Annotated in this window: 8 protein-coding genes; 4 read left to right on the forward strand and 4 right to left on the reverse strand. The window is 32.3% G+C overall.

Features of this window, described 5'->3' with window-relative positions; translation table 11 throughout:
* Window positions 1-27: 27 nt before the first annotated feature.
* Complete coding sequence (locus Q1B37_RS17705; protein WP_299900795.1) at window positions 28-717, reverse strand: LytTR family DNA-binding domain-containing protein; 690 nt, start codon at window positions 715-717, stop codon at window positions 28-30.
* Entirely contained in the window at window positions 714-1,517 is an 804-nt protein-coding gene (locus tag Q1B37_RS17710; protein WP_299900797.1) for a histidine kinase, read from the reverse strand. The genes Q1B37_RS17705 and Q1B37_RS17710 overlap by 4 nt, the downstream gene beginning before the upstream one ends.
* Window positions 1,518-1,723: 206 nt before the next feature.
* Between Q1B37_RS17710 and Q1B37_RS17715 the strand changes: the two genes are divergently transcribed.
* Window positions 1,724-2,635, forward strand: coding sequence for a M28 family peptidase (locus tag Q1B37_RS17715; protein WP_299900800.1), 912 nt, complete (start codon window positions 1,724-1,726; stop codon window positions 2,633-2,635).
* 510 nt (window positions 2,636-3,145) lie between these two features.
* On the opposite strand, the gene Q1B37_RS17720 is transcribed toward Q1B37_RS17715, so the two are convergent.
* The gene (locus tag Q1B37_RS17720) at window positions 3,146-6,562 is read right to left on the reverse strand and encodes a T9SS type A sorting domain-containing protein (protein WP_299900802.1); all 3,417 of its coding nucleotides are present in this window, start codon (window positions 6,560-6,562) and stop codon (window positions 3,146-3,148) included.
* A gap of 302 nt (window positions 6,563-6,864) precedes the next feature.
* Between Q1B37_RS17720 and Q1B37_RS17725 the strand changes: the two genes are divergently transcribed.
* From Q1B37_RS17725 to Q1B37_RS17735, 3 genes are all read left to right on the forward strand, one after another.
* The gene (locus tag Q1B37_RS17725; protein ID WP_299608237.1) at window positions 6,865-7,374 is read left to right on the forward strand and encodes a sigma-70 family RNA polymerase sigma factor; all 510 of its coding nucleotides are present in this window, start codon (window positions 6,865-6,867) and stop codon (window positions 7,372-7,374) included.
* A 70-nt stretch (window positions 7,375-7,444) separates the two neighbouring features.
* Complete coding sequence (locus tag Q1B37_RS17730; RefSeq protein WP_299900805.1) at window positions 7,445-8,365, forward strand: FecR family protein; 921 nt, start codon at window positions 7,445-7,447, stop codon at window positions 8,363-8,365.
* Complete coding sequence (locus Q1B37_RS17735; RefSeq protein WP_299900808.1) at window positions 8,366-10,975, forward strand: TonB-dependent receptor; 2,610 nt, start codon at window positions 8,366-8,368, stop codon at window positions 10,973-10,975.
* 361 nt (window positions 10,976-11,336) lie between these two features.
* On the opposite strand, the gene Q1B37_RS17740 is transcribed toward Q1B37_RS17735, so the two are convergent.
* Window positions 11,337-12,194 (reverse strand): M57 family metalloprotease, encoded by an 858-nt coding sequence (locus Q1B37_RS17740; RefSeq protein ID WP_299900811.1) that lies wholly within the window; start codon window positions 12,192-12,194, stop codon window positions 11,337-11,339.
* Window positions 12,195-12,648: the final 454 nt, after the last annotated feature.

Here is a 12,648-nt window from a genome sequence, read left to right on the forward strand (position 1 = left end):
TTTTTTAAGCTCTAGAAAGCTTTCCTCTTATCTCGACAACATTTTATTCACAGTACTTCTATAGGTTTGTCCAATAGGAATGCTATGATCACCTATTTTAATTTGATTGCCCTCTATAATTTGGATCTTTTCTTTTGATATGATAAATGAATGATGTATTCTCAAAAAATTGTAGGGTAACTCTTTTTCGAGGGTAGAAATTTTATATAAGGTAAGAATCATTTGATTTTCCAGAAATACTTTACAGTAGTTTCCAGCAGCTTCGATAAAAAGAATATCATCTAAAGATATTTTAATTTGTTTCTTACCTGATTTTATAAATATATACTGATTCCTTTCCGAGCCTTCTAACGGTATTTCATTTTTTTCTAAAAGAATCACTTTATTAACAGCTTTTAGAAATCGTTCAAATGCAAAAGGTTTTAATAAATAATCCATTACGTCCAACTCGTATCCTTCTAGTGCAAATTCTTTATAAGCAGAGGTAACAATTATTTTTGGAGGGAGAGAAAGCGTTTTTAAAAACTCGAAGCCGCTTAACTCTGGCATATTAATATCCAAAAACAATAGATCTGTTTTACTTTCTTTTAAAAGAGAAAGTGCTTCGAATGCGTTATATGCATTTCCAACCTTATGCAACATTGGGAGTTTATCTGCAAAACCTTCAATAATCCGATGTGCGATAGGCTCATCATCCAAAATCACATACCTAATCATAACTTTATCTCTAGATTTGCTTTAAAAACATCATGATCCCCACTAAGTGTTAATTGATGTTTTTTATGATATAACAACTGAAGTCTTTTCTTTAAGTTTTTCAAACCTATACCCTCTTTATTCTCATTTTTAGTATTTGACTTAAAATTATTTTCTATTTCAAAAGACAACGTACTACTTTTTACACTCAAATTTATTTTAACATATGCATTTGTAATCATACTTTCCACACCATGCTTAATAGCGTTTTCTAGCAGCATGATAAGCAACAATGGAGCTATCTTTAGATGATAATCATCTATATCCTTTTTAAAAGAAATAGCTACATCTTTTTTATATCTTAACAAGTGAATCTCAATATATTGTTCTAAATACGTTACTTCTTGTTGTATAGACACCACATCTTCCGCTCCTTGGTAAATAGTATAACGCATTATTTCCGAAAGTTTTAAGATTACATCAGGAGCCTTCTCCGATTTCTCTATCGCGAGACCATATAGATTATTCAACGTGTTAAAGAAAAAATGAGGATCCACCTTACTTTTCAATAGCATCAATTCAGCCTTGTTCTTATCATTTTTAAGTGTTTGATATTGTTTCCACAAATTGAAAAACCAACGTATTATAATGTATCCAATAGTAAGCAAAAAGATAAGTTGAAATACATAAAAATAATAATCATGAATTGGTAATCCCGAAAGTTCTTCAAGCCTTTTGAATCGAACCATTCCAATGACAGAAATGAGAATAATAGTTCCAACAAGTATGGCATGAAAATATTCTCTATAACGCTTAGACATAATCCAAATGTATTTCTTTTTGATGATCTCAACTAATTTAATGGATAAACACTATTAAAACAATGACCAATGCGCTACAAAAACACATACATACATATGCACCCATAAATTTATATAGTGTGCAGTATACACATCTATATTGATCATAAAATTTAGCTCAAAGGAATGATTACATATAGATTTGAAAAACACTTAAACAAATGTAAATGAATAATTTATTAAAAAAACTCAGTATTGTTAGCCTACTATTAACTCCTTTTTTATCTAATTCTCAAAATCAACTAGCAGCAGAGAAAGACATAACCTCAATACAAATGGAAATTTTACAAAAATTAACAGGAAAGACTCCTATTAAAGATAAAATCTATTTAAACCAAAGGGCATCACCTAAAGAACGCGATATTACTGCAAATTATCTATCTGATTATTTATCTTCAATGGGCTGGCAACTTGAAAATCATTATTACCGTACCTCAAACGGAAATCCATTACTTGATTTATGTTTACCACCCGTAAAGGGAATTAACGTTGCTGCGATATTACCTGCTACTACAGATAGCAATGAATACCTACTATTTGGAGGACACTATGATTCTGAACGTAATTGTCCTGGCGCTATTGATAATGCTACGGGAGTAGCCTTAAGCCTAGCCATTGCCTATAAACTCGCAAAACTAAAGAAAAGAAACATCAATTTTCTTATCGTTTTGTTCGATCAAGAGGAGGATGGAGAAGTCGGCAGTAAAGCTTACGCAAAAATGCTAAAAAAAATGAATAGAAAGATACATTCTGTACACACTATAGATATGATGGGATGGGACAAGGATCAAAATTATGGAATTGAAATAGAGTTACCCTCTAAGAAGCTTAAAAATCTATATGAAAGCAATGCTAAGAAATACCACATTCCCATATACAGCACTACAGTAAGCTCTTCTGATCATAAATCATTTATTGATGAGGGTTTTAACACTGTTGGAATTTCTGAAGAATATGCTAAAAGAGATACAACACCTTTTATTCATACTCCCAAAGACACTTATGAAACTATCAATTTTGACTACCTATTATCCTCCACAAACTTCGTTTTCAAAATTTTTAAAAAACTAGCACAATGAGACCTGAAAGACAAACATTACACAACAAACTATATGAAATCTTATTAATTGTAAGCTTTATTCCCATTATCATTAAAAGTATTGAATATCTTTTAGCAGGTATATTCTACCCTTTTTTGATAATGATAATACTAACATCTCCCTTCTTATATTTATTTAAAAAGAAAAAAAACACTCCAAAACTAATTAAATATTGGAGCATATTATTAATTGGTTATGGATTACTAAGGATAGTATTACACACACTCATCATTACAAAACCAAGTGGTGTTCCTTCAGGAGCTTTTTATCAGTTTACTTTTTGGTATACTTTCAAAAGTGTATTCTATATTCTCTTTGGAATATCTTTGTTTATTAAACGAAAACTGATCGTTAGATCCATCTTTTTTAAATAGTGATGACAGATAAAACGAAGAAGGCTGTCCGCAATAAATTGCTGACAGCCTTTCTTTTGTATTAAATTATTCTTCTTTATTGATAGATATACTTCCTATCCAACAAAAAGAATATTTAGTTCTTAATAATCTTTTGAGTCTCCTCTATACCATCTAAATTAACGTTAAGGAAATACATTCCTCTTGCATAGCTAGATAAATTGATTTGAGCAGAATTATCAGAAGAAATTAATCCTTTTTGAGATGCAATTACCTTTCCTGTTAAATCAGAAACGGTATAAGAAACATTAGCAGCATTTCTCCATTGTATATTAAAAATACCACTAGAAGGATTTGGGAACAAGCTTAGTGCTGGTCTGTTTTCTACCTCTTCTACACTAAGTGTATTTCCTTCAATAACAACATCATCAATAACCACACCTTCATTATTAACCGCTCCATCAGACACAAAGTTAAATCTGAAAACAAAGTTACTTTCACCAGAAAATGCTGAAAGGTCATAACTATATTCTTTCATCGTAGTATCAGTTCCAGTCCATTGCGCACCAGGACAAGTAGCACAGTTACTTAAATTAACTGCAGTATTACTATTATACCAATTAGGATCATTAGCAGTACCAAGAATATTCCAAACTGCACCTCCATCTGTAGAATATTCTACATTCATGAAATCCCAATCTAATTCAATATCAAAAGCCATATTAAATTTAAGAACAGGATTTTCTCCAACAGTTGTCATATCATAACATTTAGAGATCAAATAACTTGAAGTACCATCTATATAGTTTCCATCTAAATTAGTCGCATAGGCATTTTGACCAGATGCTGCGGCATTCAATAAAGTCCCAGCAGGCACTCCTCGTTCCCATAAAACTCCACCACTTGTCAACAACTCATCACTAGCATCTTCAAAATCATTTACTCCTTCAGACACACTGAAACTACTATTCGTATTAAACTTAACCTCTATAGAATTGTTGCCATCATTTGTATCGTTAGCTACAGCAGCAATTACATTTATGCTGTGCTCTCCTAAATCTAAATTTAACACAGGTAAATCAATTACAGCTGTTTCGTTAGAATTGATCGTACCGGACCAAGTAGTTGTATTAGAATTACCATCTATTACGTATTCGATATCAATTGATGAAATTACATTAGTACCATTATTTTTAACAGTAAAAGAAGGCGAAACAGCACCACAATTGATTTCTGATCCTGGAGAATTGATAGCTACCAAACGTATGTCATCTTGTGCTAGTTCTACAGGAATAGTAGACTGCCATACTCCTCTTCCATAAGTCGCTGCAGTAATATTAGCATCGTTTACATTTATTTCTAAATCTCTTACTGGTACGTTAGGAAGATTATTATCAAATGCTTCCCAAACTCCTGGAGTTGTATCATCAGTTCTGTAAACACCTATAGTCGTTCCTACATATAAAGGATTATCAGAATGCAACCCTTGATGTTTAACTACCATTTTAGGTATACTTGGTAAATCTCCTGTAATATCTGTAAAATTTAACCCTCCATCATCTGATCTAAATACACCACCTGATCTTCCAGATGTTGTAACATAAACAATGTTACTATTACTGCTATGCACATTTACTGAAGATATTGATAACGTAAAAGACTCTACCTCTGTAAAAGAAACACCTCTATCTGTACTTTTCCACATTGTCTCATTTATTGTGGCATACATAATATCTGGATTAGAAGGGTCTATTTCGAATTGATCAATTCTGTTTCTAGAATCAGAGCTACCTGTGAAATTAGGAGAAACTTGAGTAAAAGCATTTCCATCTAATCTGTAAATAGCATTATAAGCAGCATACAATTCACTTTCACTATTCATTAATAATGGAGTAACCCAGTTTCCTGTAGAACCAGCTGGTTGAGCAACTCTAGCTGTTTGTGTAAGACCACCATTAGTTGAGATCCATAGGTTTTGACCATTCTGCATGAAACCATAATAGTTATTATCATTATTAGGATCAATAGCAGCATCCATACCGTCTCCACCTCCATAAACATTCCATTCTCCAGCAGTAGTAAGTCCAAAACTTCCATTATCTTGCAAACCACCAGCCATTTTTCTGGATTTACCATTTGATTTAGAAACAGCAATTTCATAAAACTGACCTATCTGCATTTTTTGGGTTAGGTCGGCAAAAGTATTTCCTCCATTGGTAGACTTAAATACACCTCCATCACTACCGCAATATAAATCTCCGTTAAAAAAACGTAAGAAATGAATATCCGCGTGTGTATAAGATTCTGTTCTCACGGACCATCTATTAACTTGAGTAAAGTTATCACCTCCATCAGTAGACTTCCATATATCTAGTTCTCCAGTATAAATTTCATCAGCGTCAGTATCAGAAACAGCTATCGCCATATCATACCATGCCTGACCAGCTCCAAAAATATCTGTATTTGTAAAAGCCGTTTTAGTAAAATTCACTCCACTATCTGTAGATTTATAAATTCCTTGAAAAACATTACCCGTTCCAGCACTTAATACGTAAACATAATTTGGGTCTGCAGGAGTTACATCTAATGCAAGTCTTGTTGTACCTCCTGTTAATGGTAACCCACTAGTGATGGTAGAAAACGAATCTCCATTGTCATCAGATCTAAACACCTGAGTATCTGAGACCGCGTATATTACATTAGAATCTCCTGGCTTTAATTTCATATCATTTAAATCTCCGTTAAATACCCTTGTGAAATTAGTCCCTCCGTTTGTAGACTTATAAAAACCTCTGCTCGAAGAAACAAATACCTTATTTCTATCTGTAGGATCTAAATAAATCTCACTTATATTATTTGCACTAGACACAGTAAAAGTTAAACCAGTAGTATTCCAAGTTTGTCCACCATCTGTAGATTTCAATACTCCAACACTCACTGTATCGTTAGCATCATCATCTCCTGTTCCGATATAAATGATATCTGTATCCACAGGATCTATTGCTATCGCAGAAACTCCAATCTGAGGCAATTCATCAGATAGAGGTTCCCAAGAAGCTCCAGCATCTAAAGATCTCCATATACCACCTGCTGGTGTACCAGCGTAATATTTATTAGAATCTACTGGATCTACGATTACAACATTTACACGTCCAATATTTGCGCTAGAAAATGATCTATCTATAATATCATCTGGACCGATAGCCACCCAATTACTGTTATCAACCATTTTACTTTGTAATGCATTTTTTTGCATTCCAGCATCCCAAATCTGTTTTGGGCTCATTAAGGTTCCATCATCATTTAAACAATCCTTCCAAAAATTCTCCCATCTTTTAAAAGGCTTATATCCAGAACCTTTTTTAGTATGATCTTTATCCTTCCAATAATCATTAAAAGCATCTACAATTTCTTGGAATTTTAAAGGTTCATTATCACCGGAAGACTTTTTTTGCGCATTAAGCTCTTTCATCCAAGGAGCCGAAGAATTAAATTGTGCAGTACCCGCGAACCAAAACGAACACGCAACAATAACAAGAATAATTTTTTTCATTTAAACAAATTTTGTTGAGTTACTTCTATAATAAACAATCGAAAGGTAGAAAACCCTACTTTTTCTATTGTTTTTTTTTAATTTCGCTAACATAATCTATTTTTTTTAAAATTCATAAATTAAAACACCCTCATTACCAGTTAAATACAAAATTTATTTATTATTTCTTTAACTTTTGTAGGAATTCAATAAAATTTAATTTCAAAAACGATGTTTTTTAAGTGTAACAATAGAAGCTACATAAAACTGTTAAAACAATAAATTTTAATATCTCCGGAAAATAAATATCTTCGAGAATTATTATGGAAAAGAAATCTGTATGTGATGAAAAAAATTTCGAATTAATCTTTGACGATTGTTCCGAGTCCTTGCGCAATATTATTTATTACAAATGCGGTGACCTTGGTCTTGCGGAAGACATTATACAGGATGCTTTTATCAAATTATGGAAAAATTGCAAGAAAGTAGTTTTTTACAAAGCCAAATCTTACTTATTTACAGTTGCAAATAACAATTTACTAAATCATATTGCACACAAGAAGGTAGTTCTAAAATACGAACAAAAGCCGCATTCGGATTTGAATAATCAAGACCCTCAGTTTATAATTGAAGAAAAAGAGTTTATGGCAAAACTTAAAAAAGCCATTGACGATCTTCCTGAAAAACAGCGAGAGACCTTTTTATTATCAAGAATAGACAAAAAATCCTACAAGGAAATAGCTGAGATGACAGGGGTTTCTGTAAAAGCTATAGAAAAGAGAATACATTATGCGCTAGTAAGTTTAAGAGAAAAATTAGGAGATATTTTATAATTTTATGTAGGGTAATTCAACATAAGACTGTTAATTAAAAAGAAAGCATAAACGAAGAACAAAAAAACAAATGCAAAATCCGTATTCAGACGAAACATTTTTAGCTCGATGGCTCAACAACGACCTTGACCCAAAGGAGAAAATGGAATTTGAAAATTCTGAGGAATATCAGAAATACAAGGTGATTGTTGATAAGGTAGCAATGTTGGAGTCTCCGGCTTATGACAAAAAGGAAAATCTGCAAAAGATAAAGAAAAATATGCTTGATGCTACTAACAGCACTAAAGTAATTTCTTTTGCCCCAAAATGGATTTATAGTATTGCCGCTACGCTACTAGTTCTTATTGGTCTTTTCTTTTTCTTTAATCGTTCTACTGTTTACACTACAAATTATGGAGAACAAATGACGGTTCAACTTTTAGATGGATCGGAGGTAATTTTAAATTCAAAATCAAAATTATCCTACAAAAAATCTGATTGGAATGATAGTAGAAAAGTGGTCCTGTTAGGAGAAGCCTTTTTTAAAGTAACAAAAGGTTCGAATTTTATTGTAGAATCTAATTCCGGTACTGTTCAAGTTTTAGGAACACAATTTAACATGAATACCAGAAAAGATTTTTTTGAAGTTATCTGCCATGAAGGAAAAGTAAAAGCTATTGGATCAGAAAGTACTGGCGAAGCAACACTTACTAAAGGAAATGCGTTTAGAATTGCGAATTCTGTCGTAGAAAACTGGAACACCAAATCCTCATTACCAAGTTGGCTATCTGGTGAAACTACTTTTACGAATACACCACTGAATCAGGTGATTCAATCCTTAGAAAATCAGTTTAATATTTCATTTGATACTGCAAAAATTGACCTTAATAAACGTTTTACAGGCAGCTATAGTCACCAAAATATTGAATTAGCATTAAAAACAATCTTTGTTCCTATGGAAATTTCATATACTTTTAACAACGAAAACAACATAGTTCTCGTTAAAGAATAAATGAAATCATTTTTTTTTCTCCTCTTAATCCTTCTACACCTACCCTCTTTTTCGCAAAAAACAGAGTCATTAAGTTATGATAAAATTTCTTTAGAAGAAGTTTTAAAAAATCTTGAAGACTCCTATAGTATTAAATTCTCTTTTAACCCAGAAATTATTAAAAAACAACAAGTTACAACTCCTTCCAAAAACATCCTTTCAGACATTCTAAAAGAAATAGAAAGTCAATCCTCTATTTTTTTCGAAAAAATTAACGATAGATATTATGTAATTCGTAAGAAAAAAAAGGTAGGGAGAATAACGATTTGTGGATATCTTTTAGATAATAGAAGACAAAATCCTTTACAAGAAGCTCTAGTCGTTAATCGGAATCAATCTAAAACCACTTCTACTGACGATAATGGATATTTCCAGCTTCATTTAGCAAAACCAAATGATACAATCGATATTAGATTTTTGGGCTATAAAAATAGATATTTCATAGCAAAAGAATTGGAAAACATAGATTGCATTAAAATCTTAATGAAGGAAGATGACTTTCAACTAGGCGAAGTTGTTATTACAGAGTATGTTACTTCAGGAATATCTCGACAAGGAGCAAATAGTGCCATAAATATTGATCCCAGTAAACTAGGTATTCTACCAAGATTGGTAGAACCAGATATTTTACAAACACTTCAGTTTTTACCAGGGGTTCAAAGTCCTACAGAAACCGCTTCCGGACTTCATATAAGAGGAGGAACACCAGATCATAACCTTATACTTTGGGATGGTATTAAAATGTACAGTTCTGGTCATTTTTTTGATCTGCTCTCTATCTTTAACCCTTACATAACGGAAAACATAAAACTTTCCAGAAGTAGTACAGAAGCTAAATACGGAAATAGAATTTCTGGTGTAGTTGATATAGAATCGAAAAACGAAATACCTAAGGATTTAGGATTTGGAGTTGGCATCAATATGACTAATATCGATGCTTATTTTGAAGCTCCTGTAGATGACGGGCTAGGTGTTATCATTTCTGCAAGAAGAGCCTTTACTGATCTTATTGAAACACCTACTTTTAGAAGTTATTCTGATAGAGCATTTCAAAGCATCCGATTCTTTGTTGACAATCAAAATCTCGATCAAGAAACTGTTGAAAACGAAAATATATTTTATTTCACAGACCTAACTCTCAAAGCTATTTTAGATTTATCAAAAAACAACAAACAAAACGACAAGCTTACTATTAGTTCTATTTTTACCAATAATAATCTCGATTACACTTTAAATATTAAAAACATACAAGGTTTTAGCGAACCTTTCGATGAGAACCAAAAAGACAACTTAGAGTTCGTAAATCAGGGAGCAAACATAAAATGGGAAAAACTATGGAGTAACAACTTTTCTCATTCTGCCAATATTTACTTTTCGAACTATAATTTTAATTATGACGGACTGCGTGAAGTTAGGGCTTCTAGCGATGGTTTCCTTTTTTTAAATAACAACATTATAGAAACGAATACCATCAGAGATGCAGGAGCATCAGTTCACACCAATTGGAGCATCAATTCAAAACATAGTCTTTCGATAGGATATGATTTTTCTAGTAATGATGTAACATACAATGCCGACTATTCGGCAGATAATTTCACATTCGATGAAAGCGATAATAATATTACACATGCTGTATTTGGAGAATACAAGTTAAACTTAAACGAAAAATTCAAACTAAGTGCAGGGATCAGAAGCAATTATTTTTCTGTTCTAGACAAAACATATTGGGAACCACGAATCAATATAGAGTTTAATATATTTAATGATATAATTACTAAAATCGCTGCAGAAAGGAGAAATCAAGTAATTAGTCAGGTTGCAAATTATTTACCTAACGATTTTAATCTGGATAATCAGATTTGGCTATTGGCAGATTCAGAATTTGTTTCTATGCTGAGCAGTGATCAAATATCAGGAGGGTTTACTATTAACAAGAATAATTGGCATATTGATATAGAAGGATACTATAAAGATACCGAAGGCTTAACATCCTTTGCTAATGGATTTAATGGGGTGTTAGATTTGGAAACTGGAGAAAGCAAAGTTTTTGGAATTGATTTGTTAATCAAAAAAAGAATTCGCGATTATCGAACTTGGATTGGATATTCATACACTAACCAAGATTTTAAATTCGAAAATGTAAACGACGGTAATTATTTTCCTGGGAATTTTGATGTTCAACATTCTCTTTCATGGATTCATAGTTATCAATGGAATAATTTTGAATTCTCTCTCGGATGGACAATTAGAAATGGCAGACCCTATACTCCCGCATCAGGAATAACAGAAGATAATGGATTTCTATTCATTGATTATGGAGAAACTAATAGCGAAAGATTAAACACCTATCACCGATTAGATTTTTCTGCTTCTTATAAGTTTAAGTTGTCTAAAAGTGATACCTGGAGAAGCAAGATCGGGTTCTCTTTATTCAATTTGTATGATAAGGAAAACACCCTAAATCGAACTTACAATATTAGATTCGATGACAACAATGACTTTTTATTACAAGAAGTAAATACTATATCTGCTGGAATTACGCCAAATTTATCCTTCAGAATCGATTTCTAGCAGCTTCTTTTAAAACTCCATCACGTTAAAACCATTTAAAGAAACAATTACAAGAAGTATGTACTATCTATTCCTAGTAGCAATAGGAAATAACACGCTCTAGTACATCACCATATATTGAGCTGTATACTACATGTACTTTATAATAAGAATCTACCTGAAAGTAAAAATCTCGGGAGCAAGTTCACGGAGTATTCAAAGGACTTCTAGTGCTCACACTGTTTATGTTTTACTAGCGAGTCGAGCCTTAGGATATTAACCCTCCTAGAATAAAAAAACCACCTCAACAGTATTGAGATGGTTTCTCCATTATGGATTCAAAGCTTTTTTATATATACCTATGCACGATAGGATTTATTTTTTAGTACAGGAATTCTAATGCTACGATATCGAAGTTAGAAAATTCTCCATCCTCGCTTCCGTCGAAACAAGAAATCATTAAAGAACCAGAGTCTAAACCACTCTGTCCCCACTGGTTAGCAGAAGGCGTTCCTGGGATATTGATTGCTCCAACTCCAGCAGTTCCTTCATTAGCTCCACCACATCTTCTACGAGCGTAGTCTGTGTGTCTGAAACCTAAAGCATGTCCTATTTCGTGTCCAATAACGTGCTCATTAACGTTATTACTTGCGCTAGCCATACCACTTAAGATCTGGATAAACTTGAATGGTCTACCTCCTTCTGGGAATCCTGCAGAACCACCTTGTCCACCTTGTCCATTATCATATACTACCATATCAGCAGCTTGGAAATTTGTTCCAAATGTTAATCTGAAATTTAATGTAGTATTGATTCTGTTATAGTTATTTACTGCCCACTGAAGACCCGTTTGCATTCTACTTGATAAAGCACAACAAGAACCTGTGAAACCTAAAATATCAATGGTTCTGTTTCCAGAAGAAACTAAGTTGTTTGTTCTGTATTGCTTGTTACCATCTTCAGTATCTCCTAATGCATATCCATCAGCCTCTAAAGTTTTTAGGAAAATATTGATGTCTCCCGACACTACCATTTTCTCAGAATCTCCTGTTAATGGGTTAACCATATCTTTGATATAAGCGTCACCAGGGTTAACACCTGCAGCTAACATTTTGTCTTGAAGATCTTTACTAAGCTCTATTGATTCTGGTTGAAGATCGTTATTAATTTCGTCTTTTTGGCAAGATGTTATTACACCAGCCGCGATAGCGCAAAGCGCTAATACTTTGATTTTTTTCATTTTAAAAAAGTTGAGTTTGTGTAGTTACTTTTTTCTAAAATAGATTCTCATAAGTAAACCTATTTTATTGCTATTAATTTAACAAGCTTTGAATCTTTTTAAATTTAAAGCGGGATGAAGATATGATATTTTTTTGGATATATCAGTTAATTCCTTAAACTATTCTCTATCAATACTTAAAAAGGATAAATTAAATGCAACAAAGTTGCGAAAAATCTAACAAAACCTCATCTTTAATTCACACAATATAACCGATGAAGTGCACTTGAAATTTTACAATAAATTAACAAATCTAAGGACACAACAATGATATTTCGACCGATGTTAAATAAATGCAAACAAAATTACACTGATAATAATCAGAAAGTTTTTTCTTACATATCATAAATTTTTAACTAAATAATGTTAAAAATTTATTAACATCTATTTATTGATGACTTTTTGTAAAAAAACT

The sequence above is a fragment of the uncultured Aquimarina sp. genome (assembly GCF_947492965.1).
GTDB lineage: Bacteria > Bacteroidota > Bacteroidia > Flavobacteriales > Flavobacteriaceae > Aquimarina.